This window comes from Dactylosporangium sp. NPDC051484 (assembly GCF_040689395.1).
Classification (GTDB): Bacteria; Actinomycetota; Actinomycetes; order Mycobacteriales; family Micromonosporaceae; genus Dactylosporangium.
In genome coordinates this window covers 1-21,219 of the sequence record NZ_JBFAZX010000023.1, presented here as the reverse complement: position 1 = coordinate 21,219, position 21,219 = coordinate 1, and the positions used below count along the sequence as shown (strand labels likewise).

Genomic DNA, 21,219 nt, shown 5'->3' with positions numbered 1-21,219 from the left:
TGAAACAGGGGGCCAGCCGCGGTTTCGAGCCCCGGGGTGGCTTAAATAGCAGCCCGGCCAGGGGCTATGGTGGTCGGGCTTGAAGGGGAGTAGTCCTTCGCCGGTTGTCGACATGCTGGAACCTTGGTGGGTTCCCGGTAGCCGGGCCTCCGACTGGAGGTGGACGAGACCTTCGACCCATGGTGACGTGTGCGTTGCCGCGGGGTCGAGGTCTCCGGAGTCCCCGGGAGCTCGGTTCCCGCGTGTGACGCGGAGAGGAAAACCGGCTCCCGTGATCCATTTCGTATTGCTCATCGCCTGCGCCGCGGCGATCTACCTGGCGTGCGAGTGGTTCGTCAATGCCGTCGAGTGGCTCGGCCAGCGGCTGAAGGTCGGACCCCTCGCCGCCGGCACGATCCTGGCCGCATTCGGTACGGCGCTGCCCGAAAGCGTCGTCACGTTCGTGGCCGTCGTATTCGGCACCAGCGGTGCACAGAAGGACATCGGTGTCGGGGCTGCGATGGGCGGCCCCCTTGTACTCGCCACCGTCGCGTACGGCGTGACCGGCTGGATGATGCTGGCCCGTCGCCGCCGCCTACGCATCAACGCCGCTGCCCTGGTGACCGTGGACCTGGACCAGCGGCCGCGACGCCGCCGCACGATGAGGTCGGTGATCTTGGCAAGCTCGCCCGGGACCAGCGCTGGTTCCTGGCGATCTTCGCGGTCAAGGTGACGCTCGGCCTGGTGGCGTTCGCGATCAAGCCGTGGCTCGGGCTGCTGTTCTTCGCCGCCTATGCCGTGTACTTCTGGCGTGAGATCCGTGGCGGCGGCGAACACGGCGACGGTGAGGAGCTTGCGCCGCTGCTGCTGCAACGACGTCGCGCGACGCCGGCGACCTGGGCGGTGATCACCCAGACCCTGGTCACCCTCGCGGTCATCTTCGTCGCGTCGCAGCTGTTCGTGCACCAACTCGACACCATCGGGCCGATGCTTGGGCTGCCGGCCGCGGTGACCGCGCTGCTGCTGTCCCCGATCGCCACCGAGCTGCCCGAGATCATGAACGCCATCATCTGGGTCCGGCAGGGCAAGACGTCCCTGGCGTTGGCCAACATCTCCGGCGCGATGATGATTCAGGCCACTGTGCCCAGCGGCCTGGGTCTGCTGTTCACCCCGTGGCGGTTCGACATCGTCCTGCTGATCTCCGGGATCGCGACCATGATCGCGATCGTCTACCTGCTGGGACTGCTGGGAGCCGGGAAGTTCAACGCCAAGACCCTCACCGTCGCGGTCGTGTTCTACCTGGCCTTCGCCGCCAGCCTTGTCCCGGTCCTCACCTGACAGAAATCGACGGTACGCGGATCGCCGACCGACTTCCCCTCAGGCCCGGATCGCGGCCGCGCAACGGCGAGCGAGGTTTTCGATCTGCTCGACCGACTCCGGGGGATTGGTGACGGTGAAGTCGGTGTCGATGGACGTGATCATCCAGGACAGCGCCCACGGGGAGTCGGCGCGTGGACCCGGGCGGTGGGCGTTGGGAACCATCGAACCGGACGGCATGTCCGATTGATAGGCTATTGCGATGGGTAGCCGCCGTGACCTGTTGACGGGCAGTCCGATCGACGCCCCGGCTCGCGGGGAGCGCGCCGACGCGGCCAGAAACCGGGCGAAGGTGCTGGCCGCCGCGGCGCAGCTGTTCGCCGAGCGCGACGCGCGGACCGTCACCATGGAGGACATTGCCACGGCCGCGGGGGTCGGGCGCGCAACGTTGTACCGGCGCTACCCGGATCCGGCGTCGGTCGCGCGGGCACTGCTCGACGAGCACGAGCGTGCGTTGCAGGAGCAACTCATCTCCGGCCCGCCGCCGCTGGGTCCCGGGGCACACCCAGCGGACCGGCTGGCCGCGTTCTACGCGGCGATGGTCGAACTGCTCGAGCGACACCTGCCGCTCGTCCTCGGCGCCGAGGTCGGGCCGGCACGATTCGCCACGGGCGCCTACGGGTTCTGGCGAGCGCACGTGCGCGGGCTGCTGGTCGAGTCCGGCGCGCCCGAGGTCGACGCGCTGGTCGACGTGCTGCTGGCGCCCTTGGCCCCGGAGGTGTACGCATTCCAGCGCAGGCAACGCAACACGCCTGAACAGATCGCCGTCGCCCTGCGCGCCCTCGCCCACCGCGTCATCCCGAGCGATGCGGCACCGCAGTTCCACCGATGATGCAACCGGCCGGAGTCGGCGGCCGACACGTCAACACCAGCCGTCACGCGGCCGGATCGGCGACCCGGGCAAGGATGACGCCGGCGATGATCAACGCCAGCGCCACGAACCGCGTGACCTGGATCGGGTCCTTTTGCACGACGATGCCCAGCACGATCGCGCCGATCGTGCCGATGCCGGTCAAGACCGCATAAGCGGTGCCAACCGGTAGGTGTTGCATTGCCTGGGACAACAGATAGACGGCACAGGCTCCGAGAACGAAGCAGGCGAGCGTTGGCAGCGGACGGGTGAAATTCTGGGTCGGCTTGATGGTCTGCGACCATGCGATCTCGACCAGTCCGGCCAGCACCAGCAGGAGCCAGCTCATGCCGGCCGCCCGGTCGTCACGCCGTTGCCCGCGCCGACGGTGCGCGCCAGCTCGACCACGCGCCGCTTGGCCGCGGCATACGAGCGCTCATACGCCGCTCGCTGCGGCTCCAGGACGGGGTCTACGGTCGTGTTCACCAACTCGGCGTTGACGAACGTGACGTCAGCTACCTGGAAGTGCCCGAGGAAGAAGTCTCGCAGGTAGCGCTCCTGGTGCTCGACCGGGGCGCGCGGCGTGCCCGGCGCGTAGGTGCCGCCCCGGGCCGAGGCGACCACCACCTTGACGTCCAGCGCCGCGCGCGGAAACGTCACCTGGTCGATCCACAGCTTCAGGCTCGCCGGGATCGAGAAGTTGTACATCGGAGTTCCGATCAGCAGCACGTCGGCCGAGACCAACTCGGTCAGCAACGGCTCCACGACAGCCCAGGCCGCCCGCTGTGCCGCCGTGCGCACGCCCTCGGCCAGGCGACCCGGGTCGGTAATGCCGTGCTCGAGCACATAGTCGCAGATCTCGGTCCAGGCTTGTCCGATCACCGGGACCGGCTCGGCCGCCAGGTCCCGATAGGTGTACCTGCCGTCCGGGTGGACGGCTCGCCACTCGTCGGCGAACGCCCCGCTCAAGGTGCGGGAATGCGACGCCCGGCGGGCGCTCGCGTCGAGGTGAAGCAGATGCGGCATGACAGCTCCTACACGAACGGCGATCCGGACACGTCGTCCAGTTCTGTCGCCCAATGTACTCAGCAACTGGACGGAGCGTCCAGGTGTGCGGGTGCGGATGCCGCTCACCAGGACCAAAGGCGGCGATCGTGGTCATCTGGGACAAGCCCGCTCGGTAGGGGCGATAGCGACGGGCATCGTCAAGACCATTAGTCCTCTTACTCCTGACGGGCGGCTGGACTAGGGCCGTCGCGCGGAAAAGTCAAGAGCTGCGTGGCGTAGCGCCGGGCCGCTTTACGCGGTAAAAACATCCCACCCACTTCTTTTCGGTCCTGTTACAAGTTCCGGCTCGGTGAGAGCGCTCTCCTCGTCGGGCCTGCTCGTCCAGGCCGCAAGACCCCTGAACAGGCAGGTCGATGAGCACCGCTACCCGACGGGGCGAGAGAGCGCTTACCCGTCGGCGAAGCATCTCGGCCGCCTGTTCAAGCCGTCTTGACCGGGCCGACGTTCTCCGCCAACCGATGCCTGTCCAGCAGGAAGGACGCACTGTATGACAATCCAAACCCCCGGTAGGCGGGGTCTCGCGAGCCCACGCTTACGTCATCGGCAACTCGGCCGGGCGTTCACGGTCGGGCTGGTGCTGACCACCGCCGCCGTCGCGACGGCGGGAACGGCCGCCGCCGCGCCGCCCCCGAGCAGCTGGGACCTTGGACCGAACGTCACCGTCTTCGACCCAAGCACGCCGGTCAGCAGCATTCAGGCGACCCTCGACGCGGCCCACGCCGCGCAGGTCGACAACGAGATGGGCACGGCGCGCCACGCCTACCTGTTCAAGCCCGGAACATACGGCACCGCGCAGCAACCGCTGCAGATCAAGCTCGGTTACTACACCGAGATCGCAGGTCTCGGCGCGTCGCCCACCGACGTGGTCATCAACGGCAAGGTCGACGTCTACAACCGCTGCCTGGAGAACGGGGGCACGAGCAACTGCCTCGCGCTCGTGAACTTCTGGCGCACGCTGTCCAACCTGTCGATCAACATCAACGCCGCCGGGCAGGACGGCTGCCGGGCCTCGGCGGACTTCTGGGCCGTCTCCCAGGCCGTGTCCATGCGCCGCCTCAACATCAGCGGCGCCAACCTGTCGCTGATGGACTACTGCACCGACGGTCCGCAGTACGCCAGCGGCGGCTTCATCGCCGACTCCAAGCTTCCGTTCGTCATCAGCGGATCGCAGCAGCAGTGGCTGACCCGCAACAGTGAGGTCGCCGGCTGGTCCAACGGCGTGTGGAACCAGGTCTTCTCCGGTGTCGTCGGCGCACCCAGCGAGGCCGGTTTCCCCGACCCGCCCTACACCACGCTGGACACCACCCCGGTGAGCCGCGAGAAGCCGTACCTGTTCGTCGACGCGAAGGGCAAGTACAACGTCCGCGTGCCCGCCGCCCAGCGCAACAGCCGTGGCATCACGTGGGGCAACGGCACGACGCCGGGTCGTACGATCCCGCTCACGGACTTCTTCGTCGCGCGCCCGTCGGACTCGGTCCAGGTCATCAACAACCAGCTCGCCCGAGGCCTGAACCTGCTGCTCACCCCGGGTGTGTACGACATCGCGCGCAACATCGAGGTCAAGCGCCCCGACACGGTGGTCCTCGGTATCGGCCACGCCACGCTGACCGCCGTCAACGGGTCCACTCCGCTGGACATCGCTGACGTCCCCGGCGTCGTCGTCGCCGGCGTCACGATCGACGCGGGCCTGAAAGAGTCGCCGGTCCTGCTGCGGGTCGGCAAGCCGCACGGCAACCGTCCGAGCTCGGCCAGCAACCCGACGACGCTGTCCGACGTGTACTTCCGCGTCGGTGGACCGCACGTGGGCAAGGCCGGCATCGCGCTCGAGGTCAACAGCGACAACGTGCTCATCGACCACACCTGGGTGTGGCGCGGCGACCACGGCGTCGAGGGCTTCACCGACACTCAGCGCTGGAAGACCAACATCGGCCGTAACGGCGTGGTCGTCAACGGCGACAACGTGACCGCACTCGGCCTGTTCGTCGAGCACTTCCAGCAGTACAACACCGTCTGGAATGGCAACAACGGCACGACGATCTTCTACCAGAACGAGCTGCCCTACGACCCGCCGACCCAGGCCGACTGGATGAATGGCAAGGTCAAGGGCTGGGCCGCCTACAAGGTCGGCGACTGCGTGAAGAACCACCGTCTCTATGGCGGCGGCGCCTACGTGTTCAACCAGAACAACCCGTCGATCCAGACTGAGAACGGCTTCGAGGTTCCCAAGACCCCGGGCGTCCAGCTGCACCACATCATGACCGTCAACCTCAGCGCCGGAACGATCAATCACGTCGTCAACGGCGTGGGCGGCCCGGCCGACACCACCCGGATCGGCGCGCCGGTCTTCATCGCGCACTACCCCGCCCCGTAGCACTCAGCACCACCAATCGACCCGACAGGGCCGCAGCCTCACGCTGCGGCCCTGTTCGGCCTCAGGGGCGTCATCCGGCGCGAAGCTCGGCCAGCCAGGGGTGCGCGGTCTGCACTACTTTCCGGCGGGCGGCACGGGCTCGGTGCCGTCCTCGGACACCCACACGACAATGCTGTTTTCGGTGCCGTAGGCGGCCCTGTACACCTTCCACGAGCCTGGCACCTGCTCGGCCGGAGCGTCCAGCGAGCGCCAGCCGACGCGGTACAGCAGCGTTTTGCCTTGCGCGGCGACGATCCGGCGGACCTCGGCGACGGTCTTGCCATGCAGCGCGTCGGTCTTGGCATCCCCGCCGGTCTGGGTGCCGACCTCGGCTTCCTCGCCCGGCAGCGGGGTGCGGCCGAACGTGATCCGGGCGTATGAGGCGAAGCCCACCGGCACCCGGACGCCAACGGCGCAATTGCCGTTGGCGTTGCAGCGGCCGGGGTCCTCGATATAGGTCAGTTTCCCAGCGTCGCCAACCTCGGAGAAGACGACCTTGCCGACGTTTTCGGGCTGTGCCGGGGCGAGGCTTATCGTGATGTTCAGGCCGCGCCGCCGCAGTTCGGCCTGGTACCGCACCGGGTCGACGGCCGGATCCTTGATCGTGATGACCAGGTAGCCGGCGTCCTCGGTGATCGACAGCGCGTTGGCCGCCGGCGGGGCACCGACCGGCGCCGAGCTCGGCAGCGCGGCGATCCCGGCGAACGCGGCCGCGGCCAGTCCGGCGACTGCGGCGACGGCGATCAGACCGCGCCGGTGCCGGCCGCGGAACCGCGTCGGCCGATCGTCGATGGCCATGATGGCGCGCAGCATGGCCTCGTCCGGGCCGGTGCGCACGTGAACGGTCGGGGCGAGCAGCCGGATCAGGCCGTCCTGCTCCTCGTCGACGTCATGCATCGAAGCTCCTCAGGGGCGCGATGATCGAGGTCTGCTCGAGCGCCTCGGCGAGGCGTTTCCGAGCCCGGTGCAGGCGGATGCGGGCCGCGTTGACGGAGCAGTCGAGCGTGACGGCGAGGTCCTCAGCGCCCAGGCCCTCCCAGGCGACCAGGCGCAGCAGCTCCTGATCGGGCTCTGGCAGGGTGGCGAACGCGGCCCCGACCGACGCCGGGACATCGGGCGGGATGACCGTCGCCAGCGCCAGTTCCTGCCGCAGCCGCTCGGCCAGGTCGGCCCGGCGCTGGTCGGCGCGGTGCTGGTTGGCCATCACGTTGCGGGCAACCCCGAACAGCCAGGGGCGGGCCCGGTCCGACGGGATCTCCTCAATGCGGCGCCACGCCACGAGGAACGTTTCGGCGACGACATCGGCGGCGTTGTCCGGCCGGTTCACCCGGCGCAGTGCGTAGCCGAGCAGATCTTGGTAGCAGCCGCGGTACAGCGCTTCGAATCGGGCGGCGCTTGAAGGTGCTCTAGCCAAGGGTTGGCTCCTGGATGCTCGCGGGGTGGTCGTCGCTTGATACGTGTCCGCCCGGGCCCGATCATTTCAGCGTCAGTCCGGCAGCCGCTATCGTGCTCATGTTCATCGCCGGCCGCAGTGATTGACCGTCACTGTTAGAAGAGGATGTTCTTCATCTTGCCTGTACTCGAGTTGTTCCAGGTCACGCGAACCCATGGCGGAGGAGAGACCGAGGTCCAAGCGCTCCGGGGCGTCTCTTTGGCAGTTGACGCCGGTGAATTGCTCGCGGTCATGGGGCCGTCCGGCTCGGGGAAGTCGACCCTGTTGAACCTGGCGGGGGGTCTGGACCGTCCGACGACGGGTGACGTGTACGTCGAGGGTCAGCGGTTGGGGGACCTGTCGCGTGATCAACTGGCCAGGCTTCGGCGGCAGCGGATGGGTTATGTCTTCCAGGCGTACAACCTGCTTCCGAGCCTGACGGCGGCGGAGAACGTGGCACTCCCTCTGGAGCTTGACGGCGGGCGGCTTCGCAGAATCCGCCAGATTGCGGTCGAAGCGCTGCGGGAGGTGGGTCTGGCGGGCATGGAGCACCGCTTTCCCGATCAACTCTCCGGCGGCCAGCAGCAACGGGTGGCGATCGCCCGGGCGCTCATCGGCAAGCGCCGGCTCGTCTTGGCCGACGAGCCGACCGGCGCGTTGGACTCGGAGACCGGCGAGGCCGTGATGCGGCTGCTCCGCGCCAGGGTCGAGGCAGGGGCCGCGGCGGTGCTCGTCACGCATGAGTCCCGTCTCGCGCGCTGGGCCGACAGGGTCGTCGTGCTCCGCGACGGTCACATCGCGGAGACCACCATGCCGCGTGCGGCGACGTCGGCTGTGTATGGGCGGACGACATGAGCGCCTGGCGTTCCGCGTTGCGGATCGCGTACCGGGAGGCACGCCGCCACAAGGGGCGCTCGGCGTTGGTCATCGGCATGGTGCTGGTGCCGATCCTCGGACTCACCTTCGCGGCGGTGACATTCGACATGTTCCAGCTGCGCCCTGCCGAGGAGTTCGCGCGGCAGGCGGGAGCGGCTGACGCCGCGGTGGTCTGGCGATCGAACGGGCCTGTGCTGCAAGACTGGCGGGGTAAGAACGTGTCGAGCGAGACCGCGGGTCCACCGCCCGAGGGTGTTGACGCCGTTCGCGTGCTGAAGGTCCTGCCGTCCGGGAGCCGCGTCATTTCACGTGATCGCGCGGTGGTGACCTTGCGGACGACCGCGGGTGTCGGCGACCTCAGCGCGTACGCCGTTGACGCGGCCGACCCGCTGGCCGCCGGGCTTGTGCGCGTACGACAGGGTGCCGCCCCGCGGACAGCCCAGGAGATCGCGGTCACCGCACGCGCAGGCGAGCGGCTCGGCGTCGGTGTCGGTGCGACGGTGCGATCCGCCCGCGGCGAGGACACCTGGCGGGTGACCGCCATCGTCGAGTTTCCCGCGGATCTCGGACAGGTAGTGCTGTTCGCCGCCGGAGCGATGCCCGCGGACGCCGAGCGCCGGGAATCGACCCTGTGGCTGGCCGAAACCCCGCACCCCGTCACATGGAGCGACGTCGAGCGGCTGAACACCAAGGGCCTCGTAGTCCTGTCGCGCGCCGTCTACGGCGATCCTCCGCCCCCCAGCCGGACCGCCTACCCAAACGACGGCATTGACGGCGACGCCGGCACTCCGCCACTCAATCTCGTTCTGGTGATCGGCGGTCTCGTGCTGCTCGAGGTCGTGCTCCTGGCCGGTCCGGCGTTCATCGTGGGCGCGCGCCAGCGGCAGCGGGATCTCGCGTTGGTCGCCGTCAACGGCGGCAGGCCCGCTCATCTGCGCAGGATCGTCCTCGCGGACGGCGTGGTCGCCGGCGCGGCCGCGGCGATACTCGGCGTCGGTCTCGGCATAGCGATCGCATTCGCGCTGCGCCCGATGATGGAGAACGACCTCATCGGCGCCCGGGCCGGCGGCTACCGGGTCTTTCCACTCGCGCTACTGGGCGTCGCCGGGCTCGGCGTCCTCGCCGGTGTCCTTGCCGCGATGGTTCCGGCATTCACGGCCGCCAGGTTCAACCTCGTCGCGGCACTCGCCGGACGGCGAGGCATCCTGCGCTCCCGGCGACGCTGGATCGTCGTGGGCATGGCGATCGTCGGGGCCGGGGCGGCCAGCAGTACGTACGGCGCGCTCACGGTGAGCCCGAACGCGCTCGTCACCGGCCTGATCATGGTCGAATGCGGTCTGATCTTCTGCATTCCCGCACTGATCGGCCTCCTGTCCCGGCTCGGGCCGTTCACGCCCCCGTCGCTGCGCATCGCCTTGCGCGACATGGCACGCAACCGGGCCTCCACCGCTCCCGCGATCTCGGCGGTCATGGCGGCGGTGGCCGGCAGCGTGGCGATCGGCGTCTACCTGACCAGCAACGCAGGCCGAGAGGAGACGATGTACCGGTCGGGCGTACCAAGCGGATACGTCACGATCGACTACGTCGACGATGCCGATCGCCTGGCCAAGATGGGCGCGGACAATCCGGTGATCGCCGCGGCCAAGTCGACACTTCCGGTGAAGGGCCTCACCGAAACGCTCGGTTTCACCTGCGCCGGCACCGTTGCGCCCGGCGACTCCTGCACCATGTTCATGGTCCGGCCGCCTGACCGGCGCTGCTTCATGCTGGATCTCCCCAGGCCCTACACCGCAGAACAGCAGCGTCGAGCACTGGCCGACCCGCGATGCGATGCCGACGGGGCCGGAGTCCCTCCGGGCAGCTCACTCATGGGTGTCGTCAACGATCCACGGCAACTCGAAATCCTCACCGAGGCGTCGGCTGCCGAGCTGGCCGAGGCCGAGAAGATACTCGCGTCGGGCGGGATCGTCGTGCGTGATCGGAATTATGTGCGGGACGGCAAGGTCACGCTGGCGGTTCTCGATACGCGTGTGAGCGGCCAATCCCCACTCCCGGACCAGCTACCGACCGTCGCGGTGCCGGCGTATGTACTGACCACTGGGTACGGTGATGCCGGTCAGTGGTTCATCGCATCGTCGGCGGTGACGAAGGCCCACCTGGCTTTCCGGCCCAACGGGGTGGTCGTGGCAACCACCCGCATGCCGAGCCAGGCCGAAGAGGACCGGCTGAAGCAGGAACTCCTCATCGTCTCGAACGATGTCAGCAAGTACGCTTCGGTTGAGCGCGGATCTCATCGCCAGACCGACCCGAGGGTTGCCATACTCGCGGTGGTCGCCGCGTTCATCACCCTGGGGGCCACCGGCGCGGCGACCGGGCTTGCCGCGGCCGACAGCCGTGCGGACCTTTCCACCCTGGCTGCGATCGGGGCGAGCGTCCGGATCCGGCGGGCACTCTCGCTCGCCCAATCCGGACTGATCGGGGGACTGGGCAGCGCGCTCGGCCTCGTCGTCGGTGCCGGCGCGGCGCTGACCGTCCTGATGAGCCACAACCGTTCCACCGAGGGACAGTGGCCGAGATCGACGCCGTTCCCGCTGCTGGTGCCGTGGGCCACGGTCCTGGTGTTGGTCGCGGTACCACTGTTCGGAATGCTCGGCGCCGGGCTGCTGACCCGTTCACGGCTCCCGGTCGAACGGCCGCAGGGGTAGCAGCAACGCCAGCCCGGTCGGGGGTGTGTGTACCTCGACCGGGCTCATGGTGAATGTGCGCGTCCCGGTGCCGTTGCACAGGAACAGCACCACCAGCGCCACGACCAGCGCCACCGCCAGGACCAGCGCCGCCTTCTTGGCGATGCGCGCCTGGAGGTCGGGTTTGACCGGCGCGGTCTCCACGGGCTTGTCAACCTCGTTGCCGGCCGCGGCCGCAGGGTCGGCCGTGCCGGTCAGCGGATGCACCCACTCGCGGGCCGCCTCCGCGAACCGGTCCCGGTGATCGAGCGCGTCAGCGGGGATCTGGCCGGCGAGCCGTACAGGCAGCGCGGAGAAGTCGCCGCCGTCGCCGACCGCGATGACGGACGCGGGGATGCGCCGGGTTTCGAGCGCCTCGAGCATGAGGATCGCGTGCCCGACCGCGTCGGCGCTGGTGCCGGTGATGACGGCGACCGGCGCATGGACCTCGTCGGCAAGGTCAGCCGCCGTCCAGCCGCCAGCGCCGACGGGCGTGACGAGGCCGTCGGCCGCAATCGCCAATACCCGGATGTGGGTACTCGAAAGGGCCCGGACGATCGCGGCGACGTCGTCGAGGCTCAGGTGTTCCCCCTCGACCGCGACCAGGGTCGCGACGTGGGCGCGAAGGACGTGGGCGTGGGGCAGGTCGGACCCGGCCCCGGCGACGACGACCACTGCGGCCCGGCCGCCGGACGTCGCGGCGAGCGCGGTGGCCGCGACGACCCAGTCGACCGACGACGAGGTGGCGGTGACGAGCCACGGCCCGCGCTCCGGCAACGACATCAACGCCCCTTCCGTGGCATGCCGGTCGATGTGCCGGCACCATAGCAGACGCTGCTCTTACAGAGGGCGGCGTGTCCATTGTGGACCGATGGTTGGTTCGGGCACGGTTGAGGACGTACAGAAGCGGGCCAGCACCATCGTCCGGTGCTGGCCCGCGATCCGCGGCCTCGGTCAGCCGCCACCCGTCGGCAAGGCGGCCGGCAGCGCCTTCGAGGTCAGAGCGTCCAGTAGCCGGCGTCCCCGTCGGCGAGGAAGCTCTTCAGCGCGATCTTCCCGCCCTTCTCGGCGCCCGCAGCAGCGTCGAACACGATCTGCCCGGCGGTCTTCTGCCCGGCGGTCATGTCGTTCGCGGACAGGTCCTTGCCGTCCAGGGCGATTGTCGAGTCGAACGCGGTCCCGTCGGCGGCGACGAGCTTGAAGCTGGACCCGCTGATGGAGTACTTGCCCTCCTTCACCACTGCGGTCACGTCGGCAGTGATGTACTGACCCTTCTGCGGCTTGCTGAACTGGTCCTTGGCCTTGACGTTGGCCTTGACGTTCGTGAGCGTGATTTCGACGACCGTCTTGGTGCCCAGGAAGTTCTCCGTGAGGGTCATGGTCTCGCCGGCCTTGACCGTGATCGGGGCGTTCTTGGTGGCCTCTTTGGCGCCGCCGCCGGATCCTCCAGCGCTGGTTGAGCTGCCGGTGGAGCCGCAGGCGAGGACGAACGCGGCGAGCGGGGCGGCCAGTAGAGCAACGGTGGTCTTGGTGCGCATGGTGAAGCTCCTGACGGATAAACAATTCCCGGGTTGATCAAGGCGATTGACCGGAGAGTCTGCCTCCCGGCGGCTTTACCGTGCAATGTGATTCATTGCATCCGGAATGATGTATCAGGGCTCGGGATTTCTGTATCGCGCCCGCGTTTCCCGGATGAAACGGTCGTGGACCAAGTATTGGCTGGTCAGCGGCTACTTGGTGCGGCCGGATTTGCGGGCCGCGGGCGACTTCAGAAGCGGAATGGAATCACCCCTCGTCCACAAAGAATGGACGATGGGCCGACCCTTTTCCGGCTAGCAATTGCTGGCCTCCTGAAACACTCTCAGGCGAGATTTACCGCTCGCCGCTCCGGCGCTGACGCGACGGCACGGAGGTTGGGCGTTGGATGCGCCGGAACCTGTCCGGACCGTCGTCGGCTCGCGTCTGCGGTCAGTGGGTTTGAGACTGTCCGAGGCCGAACGTCACCGGCTCATCCACGACTTCGTCGACAGCACGTTCGGCGGCGTCGACGCCAACCCGCAGCTGGTCGAGCTGCTGCGTTCGGCGGTGCCGGACCTGCCAGACGAGCCGACCGCCGAGCAGGTCGAGTGCTGGATCGAGCTGGCCGAGCTCGTACAGGACACCGACTTCAGAGCCAGTGTCCGACGGATGGCCGAATATCAGGCGGCCGAACGCGCCGACGGTGACGAAACAGGGCTGCACCACGAGCTGACCAACCACGTCCGCGACCGGGTCGCGGCGGCTGTCGCCGCCGGGATCCAGCCCGCGTCAGCACAGGCTGGGCCAGTGGTCGCCGAGCTGGTCGCCCGCTACGCGGACACATTCGGGGCCACCGACAGCGGCGAGTACCGCGCCAAGCTGCTGACCCGACTGGCCATCGCCAACGATCCACGGGTGGAGCGGTACTGGCACCTGATCGCCACGATCAACGGCTCGCCCGCCGCGTCCCCGCTCGCACCGATCTTCGCCTGGTTTACCGAGGCACTCCGACACCCACTCCAAGCCATAACCGATCGACGCTGACCGGTGATCACTTAGCAGATGCGTCTGCCTTCTTCCAGGTAGTACGTCACCGTGTCGGCCGCCGCCTGCAGTGCGGCTGCCGCCCGGCGAGCGAGTAACGGGGACAACCGTCGCTGCGCCTCGGCGAGCGTGCACCACGCCCAGCCGTGCAACTCGTCCGCGGGGAGCTGGAAGTTTGCGGTGGTCTCCGTGCCGAGCACGCCGCCGTCGTACACGAACATCACCCCCTCGGTGCGACCCGGTCGTGGCGGCACCCAGTCGACGACCAGCAGCCGGCCGGGCGACATCGCCAGGCCGAGCTCCTCTTCGACCTCGCGCCGTGCGGCGTCGTACGGCGACTCGTCGCCGTCGACGGCGCCGCCGGGCAGCTCCCAGTCGTCCTTGTACACCGGGTCCACCAGCAGGATCCGGTGCGCGGCGTCACGGAACAGCACTCCGGATCCCATCCGTTTGCGCGGGAGTGTGGCTGTGTAGTCGCCGGTCGATGTGGTCACCAGCGGAGGGTACGCCGAACCACGCTAGTGGGTCCGAACCTGGATGAACTCACCAAGATATGGCCAAAATCCGGTCTACCATCGCAGACGGCGCAGCCTGAGGAGAATCGGCGGTATGACCAACGACCTGGTGGAGTTCATCGAGGCACGGCTTGCCGAGGACGAGTCGATCGCCAGTCTCATCTCGGCGGGCGGGTATGCACCGCAGGTGTGGCGCGTGAAACCGGACCAGCCCGGCGGCTGGCGAGAGATCCGAGCGTCCGACCGCACCGGTCTCATCGACCCCGCGCAGGTGCCCGACGAGGGCGGTGAGCTGGTCGCGGTCGTGCCGGGCAGTCGCAACCAGCACCTCCATATCGCCCATCACGATCCCGCCCGGGTGATTCGCGAGGTAGTGGCCAAGCGGCGGCGGCTCGAGCGGCACAAGCCGGGCTACGCCAGCGGTCAGGTCGAGTACGGCAGACACCACGAGGTGTACCGGCGCGAAGACGGCAAGACGATCGAGGTGCTGGTCCAAGACGACGAGCCGCAGGCGCCGAACTGGTGCCGGACCTGCGAAGAGCCGGCTCCATGCCGAGAGCTTCGCAACGACGCGTCGGTCTGGTCCGACCATCCCGACTACCCGGAATGGGCCGTCTGACCCAGAACCGGCTCATCGTTCATGGGCAGCGGGTCCGCAGCCGGAGGTTCGGACGTGTCGCGCTGTGGCTTGACGCCGTGTTGCACGCAGTTCCAGAACACGTCCTCGCGCCGAGTTGAGACCGATCCGGCTGGCGTCGTTCGTGTCGGCGGCGGCGTAGCGTTGCCAGTGGGTACCCGTTTTTGGCTCTCGCGCGCTGAGGTTACGCCGGAGAGGGAGGGCATTATGGCCTTCGAGAGAATGAAGGAGTCCGCCAAGCGTGGCCTGGAGACGGGCCGGGCGCGAATGGACGACACGCGAGCCCAGCGGCAGCGCAGCAAGCTGCTGCAGGAGATCGGCGAAGCGAGCTACGCCGAGCACACCGGCCAGGCGACCCAAGGGGCCGTGGCCAGCAGGGTGCGGGCTCTGGACGAATTCGAGCACGCGCTTCGCGAGAAGGCGGCGAGTCGCCAGGAACGGCGGCGGGCGAAAGACATCATGCACCGGGGAGCCGAGTGCGTCGACGAGAACGAGAGCGTCGTGACCGCCGCCCGGAAGATGCGGGAACTCGGTGTGGGTTCGCTGCCGATCTGCGGCACGGACGATCGGCTGCACGGCATCGTCACCGACCGCGACATCGTCCTGCGGTGCATCGCCGAGGGCCGGGAGCCCGGCCAGGTCAAGGTACGTGAACTCGCTCAGGGCCCGCTGGCCTGGGTCGATGCGAGCGCGGACCTCAACGAGGTGCTGCGTCAGATGGAAGAGCGTCAGGTCAAGCGGCTGCCGGTCATCGAGAACCACCGTCTGGTCGGCATGATCAGCGAAAGCGACCTGGCCCGCAACCTCGACGAACACCGGCTCGCGGAGTTCGTCGAGAAGGTCTACGCGACGTCTTGACCGTCGCGGGCCGGGCGAGGACGAGCCGGCCCGAGTACCCCCGGGAGGCACCGGTGACGATTGCCGTGTCCAGCCCCGTTTTCAACGAGGGCGACCAGATCCCTCAGCGCTTCACGTGTGATGGCGTTGACGTGTCACCGCCGCTCAGCTTCACCGGACTGCCGGAGCAGACCGCTGAACTGGCCCTGCTCGTCGAGGACCCCGATGCCCCCGGTGGCACCTTCACGCACTGGATCATGTGGGGAATCGATCCTGACCAAGCGAGCCTGGGTGAGGGTGAGGTGCCGACCGGCGCCACACAAGGCAAGAACGATTTCGGCAGGCGGGCGTACGGCGGGCCGTGCCCGCCTCGCGGCCGGTCACACCGGTACACCTTCGAGGTGCTCGCCCTGTCCGAGCCGCTCGGCCTTGCCACGCAAGCGTCGGCCGCCGACCTGCGGCGGGCGACGGCGGGAAAGGTGTCGGCCTCGGGTCGCCTCACCGGCCGCTACCAGCGACACTGAACCCGCATCGAGCTGCGCGGCGGGTCACAGGGGGCGACCACCCCCGTGGCCCGCCGCGTCGCTGGCGGACACCGGCTGGCGCGTCAGTCGATGACCTGGTCGCCCAGGATCCGGCGCGCCTCGTCCGGGTTGTCGGTGCAGGTGGCGAAGACCACCTCGCCGCCGCAGATCGACATGGGCAGCAAGCCCTCGATGTTGACGTTCCCATCGGTCAGCTTGCGCGCGAACCGGCCCACCTCACCCGGCCGGTCGGCACACTTCACCTGGATGGCGGGGTGCTCGGTGTACGGCATGCGCCCGGCGTCCAACGCCGCGCGGGCGGTGTCCTCGTCGGTCGCGGTGAGGAAGACGAGACCGTGGTCGCCGGCGGTCACGCCACCCAATTCCAGATTGACACCGCGCTGCCCGAGAACCTCGCCGACATGAGCCAGCTCTCCCGGCTGGTTCTTGAGATCGATGGTGAAGATCTTCATGGCAGTACCCCTTCGGGCTAGACGTCGTAGTAGATGGCGAACTCGTACGGGGTGGGGCGCAGCAGGACAGGCTCGATCTCGTCGCCGCGTTTCCAGACGATCCAGGTCTGGATCAGGTCCTGGGTGAAGACGCCGCCATCGAGCAGGTACTCGTGGTCCGCCTCGAGCGCGTCGAGAACCTCGGACAGCGAGCCGGGGGTCTGCTCGACGTGGGTGAACTCGCTGGGCGGCAGATCGTAGAGGTCCTTGTCGATCGGGTCCGGCGGTTCGCTCTTGTTCCTGATCCCGTCGAGGCCGGCCAGCAGCATCGCGGAGAACGCCAGGTACGGGTTGGCCGCCGGGTCGGGCACCCGGTACTCCACGCGCTTGGCGTTCGGGTTGTCGCCGGTGACCGGGATCCGCGCGCAGGCGGAGCGGTTGCGCTGCGAGTACACGAGGTTGACGGGCGCCTCGAACCCGGGGACCAGGCGGCGGTACGAGTTGACCGTCGGGTTGGTGAACGCGCACAGGCTCGGGGCGTGGCGGAGCAGGCCACCGATGTACCACCGCGCGGTGTCCGACAGCCCGGCGTACCCGGTCTCGTCGTAGAACAGCGGCCGCCCGTTCAGCCACAGGCTCTGGTGGGTGTGCATGCCGGAGCCGTTATCGCCGAACAGCGGCTTGGGCATGAACGTCACCGTGTGGCCGGCCGCCCACGCGGTGTTCTTCACGATGTACTTGTACAGCTGGAGGTTGTCCGCGCAGTGCAACAGCGGCGCGAACCTGAAGTTGATCTCCGCCTGGCCGGCGGTGCCGACCTCGTGGTGCGCCTTCTCCACCGTGAAGCCGGCGTCGGTGAGATGCGCGACCATCGCGCCGCGCAGGTCCGCGAAATGGTCGACCGGCGGCACCGGGAAGTAACCGCTCTTGTAGGGGGTCTTGTACCCGAGGTTGCCGCCGGATTCCTCCCGGCCCGTGTTCCACCAGCCCTCGATCGAGTCGATGTGGTGGTACGCCTCGTTCGTGGCCGAGGCGAACCGGATCGAGTCGAAGATGTAGAACTCGGCCTCCGGACCGAAGAACGCCGCGTCGGCGATGCCGGTCGTGATGAGGTACGACTCGGCCTTCCTGGCCACGTTGCGCGGATCGCGGCTGTACGGCTCGTGGGTGACCGGGTCGTGGACGAAGCAATTCAGCGCGAGCGTCTTCTCCGTCCGGAAGGGGTCGACGAATGCGCTCGAGATGTCGGGCCGCAGCGCCATGTCCGACTCGTGGATCTTCTGGAAGCCCCGGATCGACGAGCCGTCGAAAGGAATCCCGGCGCTGAACACGCTCTCGTCGAACGAGCCGGCCGGCACGTTGAAGTGCTGCATCGTGCCCAGCAGGTCGCAGAAGCGCACGTCGACGAGTCGGATGCCTTCGGCCTCGACATACCGCAACAATTCCGCGGGATCGTTGAACACGGGCCCTCCCGGTGTCAGCGCACGCGGCCGACCCCGGTCGCGGTGGTCCGGACAGTCCCTTCACCCCCAACAGTACAAGCGGCCGGATCTCGCGCGGCGTTCAGCCGTACGCGGCACCGGCCGCGAGACGGCAGGAATCGGCGAGGAAGCAGCGGCGACAGTCCGGGACGCCCGCGGTGCAGGTGTCGAGGGCGACCTGCTGGAGCAACGGGTGAACGCGCGCCAGGTCCGGGCCGTAGGCCAGCAGGTCCGCGGCGACCCGGCGGATACCCGGTTTGGTGAGGCGGCCGTCGTGGTCGGTGAGACCGAGCCGGAACGCGACCCGCATCAGGTTCTGGTCGATCGGCACCGTCTCCGGGACGTTGTTGATGATCGCCATCACGATGGCGGCGGTATGTGTGGCGACGCCGGGCAACGACATCAGGAACGTCAGCGCGTGCGGGCCGGGGCCGCCGATCATCCGGTCGAACGCCGTCGCGCCGCGCCGGTCGAGGATCGCCGCGGTGGCGTGCAGGCGGGCGGCCTTGGCCTCGCCGACCAGCCTGACCAACTGGGCCAGGCGAGGCAACGGCAGGGCGGCAACCCGCTGCGGCGTGATACCACCGCAGGCGGCGGCGAGCCGGGAGAACACCGTCCGGACGGCGTCGGCGGGGCGGGCCTGGGCCAGGATGGCCAGCACGAGCGTCTCGAACGGCGAGCCGGACAACAGAATCATGCCTCGGTGGTGCCGGCGCAGGGCCCGCAATGCCGGATGGCCGTCAAGAGCCAGGCCACCGACCTGATCACCATTGCGAAATGTGGTGGTCAGCAGCGCACACAACGCCCTTTGTTCCGCACCGGCCCGGAAGCGGAAATGCAGTTCGCTGCCGTTTGCCTCGACCCGGACCGGAATGCCCAGTCCGTGCCGGTAAACGATGCGCTGCCAGCCGCCGTCCTCGACCGCTTGCCAGGCCAGGGCAGGGATCTGCCGTTGCATGGTGGCCTCGAGATCCGGCGTGGACTCGCAGGCGATGATCAATTCAGGAGGCATCGGCGCGCCTCCGCGGTGCTACTTGTGCCGATGCCGATGCGCATTCGGAAACGCGTCACTGCGGAATAGCGCTTTACGTGCCAATCGTGTTACACATCTATTTCTGATCATGACCGGCGAATCTTGAACCGGCCGGTCCGACGACGCGGCGAGTCAGTCCGGATCAGTCCCGCCCACCGTTGTCGCTGGGTGTCGGCAGGCTCGCCGCGAGCTGGTCGACCGGCGTGAGCACCGCCGTGTACCCGGTGCTGGAGAGCGCGCCGTCCTGGTGCAGCTGGTCGAGCCGGTCGCGCAGGTTCGCCAGCTCAACGGCGGCCTGGTCGGCGTTGCCGCGCCTGAGGTCGCGGGCGAGGCTGTCGAGCCGGCGGGTCAGCTCGCGCGCCGTCTGGCCGTCCAGGCTCCCGTCACCGGCCTGGGCCTGCACGGCAGCGCGGGCCGCGGCCAGCGTCACCGCGGCCGAGCCGCCGCCCGAGTCGCTCGGCGTGTTGCTCGGCGTGTCGCTCGGTTCTTCGCTCGGTGCGTCACTCGCCGCCTCGGTCGGCTCCACGCTCGGTGCGTCGCTCGGTGTGTCGGTCGGCGCCGCGCTGGACGCGTCCACGGACGGGAGGGCCGGGGTCGTGTACGCCGGGGTGGGCGCTGCGGCCGGGTGGCCGGAGCGGCCCGGAATGGTCCCGAGCGCGAACACGAGGGTGGCGACGGCGGTCGTGCCGAGCGCCACCAAGGCGATCGCGGCCGAGCGGCCCCGTCGCGGTGCGGGTGCCGGCGGCTCGCCGAGCACGGGCAGGGCACGCGTCGCCGGCCGCACCGTGGCGCGGCCGCGGATCGGCGCCTCGCCGCCCAGCGTGGCCGTCCCCTGACTGTGCGCGAGTGTGGCCGGTCCGGGGACATGCCCGACAACGGCCGTCGCATCGTCGCGCGCCGGCCCGGCGATGGCGGCCAGCGCCACGCGGACCTGCGTCGCGCTCGCCGGCCGGTCCGCCGCGCGCTTGGCCAGCAGCGCACCGACCAGGGCGGCGAGCTGCGGCGGCACGCCGGGCCGCCGGGCAGCCAGCGGTACCGGCGTCTCGTGCACCTGCTGCAACGCGACCTGCACCGGCGAGTCGGCGACGAACGGCGGACGCCCGGCGAGCATCGCGTACAGCACGCAGCCCAGCGCGTACAGGTCGCTGCGGGCCTCCGCGGGCTCGCCGAGGACCTGCTCGGGTGCCATGTACGCACTGGTGCCGATCACGGTCGCGGTGGCGGTCAACGCGGTCTGCGCCCGGTCGGTGATGCGCGCGATGCCGAAGTCGCAGACCTTCACCCGGTCCTCGTCGCCGATGAGGATGTTGGCCGGCTTCACGTCCCGGTGCACCACCCCGGCATCGTGCGCGGCCGCCAGCGCGTCGCACACCTGTTCCGCGAGGCGCGCCGCCCGCTGCGGCTCCAGTGGTCCGGCGGCGATCTCGTCGGCGAGGCTGTGCCCCTGGACCAGCTCCATCACGAGGTACGGCGTGCCGTTGTCGACCCCGACGTCGTGCACGGCCACGATGTTCGGGTGCGACAGCCGTGCCACGGTGCGGGCCTCACGCTCGAACCGCCTCGGCAGCGAGGGGTCGGCGCCGCCCGCGTCGTGCAGCAGCTTCACGGCCACGGGCCGGCCCAGCCGCCCGTCGACGGCCTGCCATACCTCGGCCATGCCGCCCCGGCCGATGACCGATCGCAGCTCATACCGGCCGCTCAACAAACGTCCCACCACGGTGCTCAACCCTCACATAACCGCACGGTCCTACCGAAGGGGATGTCACTGTGTGTCATGGTGGCAGGCCGCACGGTAGCTCTCCGCCGCGCTGCTGCCCGCTGATCTGGCCGGAGCGCCGATCTCCACAGTCCACATTTTGCCTGGCCAATGGCACTGTTTGGCCCGCATTGGGTCGAGTCCGGTTACAGGTAGATGAAGGCCGTGCCGCGCTGTGGTGGCTGTCACGGGGCCTGGATTTGTCCTTGGTCGCCAAGGTGTCGTAACGTTCCGTCTCGCAAGAAACGGGCGGGACACCTCGGAGATTCCGGTAAGACACGGATTGACAAGGCGACAACGACCGGGTAAAGTAAGTTGGCCCGCAGGGAACCGGACGAACCGCTGAGCGGTAATCGGCCGGCCTGCAAAGGCCAAACCAAGCGTATCGAGATCACTCGAATGGGTGAGTATGGATTCGCCTGGGCAAGTTCGAGCGATGCGAACCGATTCCCCGGATTTGGTTTTGCGAAGTCGATCGAGTAGATTAGCGACATCGCCCCGAGAAATCGGAGCCTCGAGATGAGGCGAAGATAGACGGTGTGTGTTGGTTGTTTGAGAACTCAACAGGGTGCTTGTTAAGCCAGTGCCAAATGATTATTACCCCGTGGCATAGGCCTCGTAGAGGTTTGTGTCTGGGATTCCTTTGGTGACAACATGTTTGTTGCCGGGTGATTGATTCACCAACGTAGATTTTGTTGGAGAGTTTG

At 68.6% G+C, this 21,219-nt stretch carries 22 protein-coding genes; 10 read left to right on the top strand and 12 right to left on the bottom strand.

What is annotated here, in order from left to right; all coding sequences use genetic code 11:
• The first annotated feature begins 271 nt into the window (after positions 1 to 271).
• Positions 272 to 712, top strand: a complete 441-nt coding sequence (locus AB0367_RS28735; RefSeq protein WP_366229573.1) for a hypothetical protein — start codon at positions 272 to 274, stop codon at positions 710 to 712.
• Between the two features lie 11 nt (positions 713 to 723).
• Positions 724 to 1,317: a hypothetical protein gene (locus AB0367_RS28730; protein WP_366229571.1), complete on the top strand. Its 594-nt coding sequence runs from the start codon at positions 724 to 726 to the stop codon at positions 1,315 to 1,317.
• 39 nt (positions 1,318 to 1,356) lie between these two features.
• Here AB0367_RS28730 and AB0367_RS28725 read toward each other — a convergent pair whose 3' ends face one another.
• The gene (locus AB0367_RS28725) at positions 1,357 to 1,536 is read right to left on the bottom strand and encodes a hypothetical protein (RefSeq protein WP_366229570.1); all 180 of its coding nucleotides are present in this window, start codon (positions 1,534 to 1,536) and stop codon (positions 1,357 to 1,359) included.
• A 22-nt stretch (positions 1,537 to 1,558) separates the two neighbouring features.
• Between AB0367_RS28725 and AB0367_RS28720 the strand changes: the two genes are divergently transcribed.
• Positions 1,559 to 2,188 (top strand): helix-turn-helix domain-containing protein, encoded by a 630-nt coding sequence (locus AB0367_RS28720; protein WP_366229569.1) that lies wholly within the window; start codon positions 1,559 to 1,561, stop codon positions 2,186 to 2,188.
• A 43-nt stretch (positions 2,189 to 2,231) separates the two neighbouring features.
• Here AB0367_RS28720 and AB0367_RS28715 read toward each other — a convergent pair whose 3' ends face one another.
• Both AB0367_RS28715 and AB0367_RS28710 read right to left on the bottom strand, forming a co-directional pair.
• A complete protein-coding gene (locus AB0367_RS28715; protein WP_366229568.1) occupies positions 2,232 to 2,555 on the bottom strand; it encodes a multidrug efflux SMR transporter in 324 nt (107 codons plus the stop codon).
• Positions 2,552 to 3,232 (bottom strand): NAD(P)H-dependent oxidoreductase, encoded by a 681-nt coding sequence (locus AB0367_RS28710; RefSeq protein WP_366229567.1) that lies wholly within the window; start codon positions 3,230 to 3,232, stop codon positions 2,552 to 2,554. Before AB0367_RS28710 ends, AB0367_RS28715 begins: the two co-directional genes overlap by 4 nt.
• Before the next feature lie 529 nt (positions 3,233 to 3,761).
• Between AB0367_RS28710 and AB0367_RS28705 the strand changes: the two genes are divergently transcribed.
• Positions 3,762 to 5,645, top strand: coding sequence for an adenylyl cyclase (locus AB0367_RS28705; protein WP_366229566.1), 1,884 nt, complete (start codon positions 3,762 to 3,764; stop codon positions 5,643 to 5,645).
• Between the two features lie 114 nt (positions 5,646 to 5,759).
• Here the strand turns inward: AB0367_RS28705 and AB0367_RS28700 are convergent, their stop codons facing one another.
• Together AB0367_RS28700 and AB0367_RS28695 are read right to left on the bottom strand one after the other, a co-directional pair.
• Positions 5,760 to 6,581: a hypothetical protein gene (locus AB0367_RS28700; RefSeq protein WP_366229565.1), complete on the bottom strand. Its 822-nt coding sequence runs from the start codon at positions 6,579 to 6,581 to the stop codon at positions 5,760 to 5,762.
• Entirely contained in the window at positions 6,574 to 7,098 is a 525-nt protein-coding gene (locus AB0367_RS28695) for an RNA polymerase sigma factor (protein ID WP_366229564.1), read from the bottom strand. The genes AB0367_RS28700 and AB0367_RS28695 overlap by 8 nt, the downstream gene beginning before the upstream one ends.
• Positions 7,099 to 7,242: 144 nt before the next feature.
• Here AB0367_RS28695 and AB0367_RS28690 point away from each other — a divergent pair, with 144 nt between their 5' ends.
• Complete coding sequence (locus tag AB0367_RS28690; RefSeq protein ID WP_366229563.1) at positions 7,243 to 7,971, top strand: ABC transporter ATP-binding protein; 729 nt, start codon at positions 7,243 to 7,245, stop codon at positions 7,969 to 7,971.
• On the top strand, positions 7,968 to 10,697 hold the full coding sequence (locus AB0367_RS28685; protein ID WP_366229562.1) for an FtsX-like permease family protein: 2,730 nt from the start codon (positions 7,968 to 7,970) through the stop codon (positions 10,695 to 10,697). The genes AB0367_RS28690 and AB0367_RS28685 overlap by 4 nt, the downstream gene beginning before the upstream one ends.
• Here the strand turns inward: AB0367_RS28685 and AB0367_RS28680 are convergent.
• Positions 10,665 to 11,498 (bottom strand): hypothetical protein, encoded by an 834-nt coding sequence (locus tag AB0367_RS28680; protein ID WP_366229561.1) that lies wholly within the window; start codon positions 11,496 to 11,498, stop codon positions 10,665 to 10,667. The two genes, AB0367_RS28685 and AB0367_RS28680, sit on opposite strands and share 33 nt — an antisense overlap.
• A 215-nt stretch (positions 11,499 to 11,713) precedes the next feature.
• Positions 11,714 to 12,253, bottom strand: a complete 540-nt coding sequence (locus tag AB0367_RS28675; RefSeq protein ID WP_366229560.1) for a DUF4352 domain-containing protein — start codon at positions 12,251 to 12,253, stop codon at positions 11,714 to 11,716.
• 439 nt (positions 12,254 to 12,692) lie between these two features.
• Here AB0367_RS28675 and AB0367_RS28670 point away from each other — a divergent pair, with 439 nt between their 5' ends.
• The gene (locus tag AB0367_RS28670; protein WP_366229558.1) at positions 12,693 to 13,277 is read left to right on the top strand and encodes a hypothetical protein; all 585 of its coding nucleotides are present in this window, start codon (positions 12,693 to 12,695) and stop codon (positions 13,275 to 13,277) included.
• A gap of 11 nt (positions 13,278 to 13,288) precedes the next feature.
• Here the strand turns inward: AB0367_RS28670 and AB0367_RS28665 are convergent, their stop codons facing one another.
• Positions 13,289 to 13,771 carry an NUDIX hydrolase gene (locus tag AB0367_RS28665; protein WP_366229557.1) on the bottom strand — a complete coding sequence of 161 codons (483 nt, stop codon included), beginning with the start codon at positions 13,769 to 13,771 and terminating at the stop codon, positions 13,289 to 13,291.
• A 115-nt stretch (positions 13,772 to 13,886) separates the two neighbouring features.
• Between AB0367_RS28665 and AB0367_RS28660 the strand changes: the two genes are divergently transcribed.
• The 3 genes from AB0367_RS28660 to AB0367_RS28650 are packed head-to-tail and all read left to right on the top strand — an operon-like array spanning position 13,887 to position 15,790.
• The gene (locus AB0367_RS28660; RefSeq protein ID WP_366229556.1) at positions 13,887 to 14,411 is read left to right on the top strand and encodes a DUF6221 family protein; all 525 of its coding nucleotides are present in this window, start codon (positions 13,887 to 13,889) and stop codon (positions 14,409 to 14,411) included.
• A 54-nt stretch (positions 14,412 to 14,465) separates the two neighbouring features.
• Positions 14,466 to 15,287, top strand: a complete 822-nt coding sequence (locus AB0367_RS28655) for a CBS domain-containing protein (protein ID WP_366229555.1) — start codon at positions 14,466 to 14,468, stop codon at positions 15,285 to 15,287.
• 53 nt (positions 15,288 to 15,340) lie between these two features.
• The gene (locus AB0367_RS28650) at positions 15,341 to 15,790 is read left to right on the top strand and encodes a YbhB/YbcL family Raf kinase inhibitor-like protein (protein ID WP_366229554.1); all 450 of its coding nucleotides are present in this window, start codon (positions 15,341 to 15,343) and stop codon (positions 15,788 to 15,790) included.
• Positions 15,791 to 15,873: 83 nt separating this feature from the next.
• Here the strand turns inward: AB0367_RS28650 and AB0367_RS28645 are convergent, their stop codons facing one another.
• The 4 genes from AB0367_RS28645 to AB0367_RS28630 all read right to left on the bottom strand — a co-directional run bounded on the left by AB0367_RS28645 (position 15,874) and on the right by AB0367_RS28630 (position 20,470).
• Entirely contained in the window at positions 15,874 to 16,263 is a 390-nt protein-coding gene (locus AB0367_RS28645; protein WP_366229553.1) for a hypothetical protein, read from the bottom strand.
• Between the two features lie 17 nt (positions 16,264 to 16,280).
• The gene (gene glnA / locus AB0367_RS28640) at positions 16,281 to 17,705 is read right to left on the bottom strand and encodes a type I glutamate--ammonia ligase (RefSeq protein WP_366229552.1); all 1,425 of its coding nucleotides are present in this window, start codon (positions 17,703 to 17,705) and stop codon (positions 16,281 to 16,283) included.
• 100 nt (positions 17,706 to 17,805) lie between these two features.
• Positions 17,806 to 18,735 carry a hypothetical protein gene (locus AB0367_RS28635; RefSeq protein ID WP_366229551.1) on the bottom strand — a complete coding sequence of 310 codons (930 nt, stop codon included), beginning with the start codon at positions 18,733 to 18,735 and terminating at the stop codon, positions 17,806 to 17,808.
• 163 nt (positions 18,736 to 18,898) lie between these two features.
• Positions 18,899 to 20,470, bottom strand: a complete 1,572-nt coding sequence (locus tag AB0367_RS28630; RefSeq protein WP_366229550.1) for a protein kinase — start codon at positions 20,468 to 20,470, stop codon at positions 18,899 to 18,901.
• Between the last annotated feature and the right edge of the window lie 749 nt (positions 20,471 to 21,219).

Excerpts from the sequence above, each read along its gene's own strand:
- AB0367_RS28725 (WP_366229570.1), bottom strand. The coding sequence starts at position 1,536 with ATGCCGTCCGGTTCGATGGTTCCCAACGCCCACCGCCCGGGTCCACGC.
- AB0367_RS28720 (WP_366229569.1), top strand. The coding sequence starts at position 1,559 with ATGGGTAGCCGCCGTGACCTGTTGACGGGCAGTCCGATCGACGCCCCG.
- AB0367_RS28715 (WP_366229568.1), bottom strand. The coding sequence starts at position 2,555 with ATGAGCTGGCTCCTGCTGGTGCTGGCCGGACTGGTCGAGATCGCATGG.
- AB0367_RS28710 (WP_366229567.1), bottom strand. The coding sequence starts at position 3,232 with ATGCCGCATCTGCTTCACCTCGACGCGAGCGCCCGCCGGGCGTCGCAT.
- AB0367_RS28705 (WP_366229566.1), top strand. The coding sequence starts at position 3,762 with ATGACAATCCAAACCCCCGGTAGGCGGGGTCTCGCGAGCCCACGCTTA.
- AB0367_RS28700 (WP_366229565.1), bottom strand. The coding sequence starts at position 6,581 with ATGCATGACGTCGACGAGGAGCAGGACGGCCTGATCCGGCTGCTCGCC.
- AB0367_RS28690 (WP_366229563.1), top strand. The coding sequence starts at position 7,243 with ATGTTCTTCATCTTGCCTGTACTCGAGTTGTTCCAGGTCACGCGAACC.
- AB0367_RS28685 (WP_366229562.1), top strand. The coding sequence starts at position 7,968 with ATGAGCGCCTGGCGTTCCGCGTTGCGGATCGCGTACCGGGAGGCACGC.
- AB0367_RS28680 (WP_366229561.1), bottom strand. The coding sequence starts at position 11,498 with ATGTCGTTGCCGGAGCGCGGGCCGTGGCTCGTCACCGCCACCTCGTCG.
- AB0367_RS28675 (WP_366229560.1), bottom strand. The coding sequence starts at position 12,253 with ATGCGCACCAAGACCACCGTTGCTCTACTGGCCGCCCCGCTCGCCGCG.
- AB0367_RS28660 (WP_366229556.1), top strand. The coding sequence starts at position 13,887 with ATGACCAACGACCTGGTGGAGTTCATCGAGGCACGGCTTGCCGAGGAC.
- AB0367_RS28645 (WP_366229553.1), bottom strand. The coding sequence starts at position 16,263 with ATGAAGATCTTCACCATCGATCTCAAGAACCAGCCGGGAGAGCTGGCT.
- AB0367_RS28635 (WP_366229551.1), bottom strand. The coding sequence starts at position 18,735 with ATGCCTCCTGAATTGATCATCGCCTGCGAGTCCACGCCGGATCTCGAG.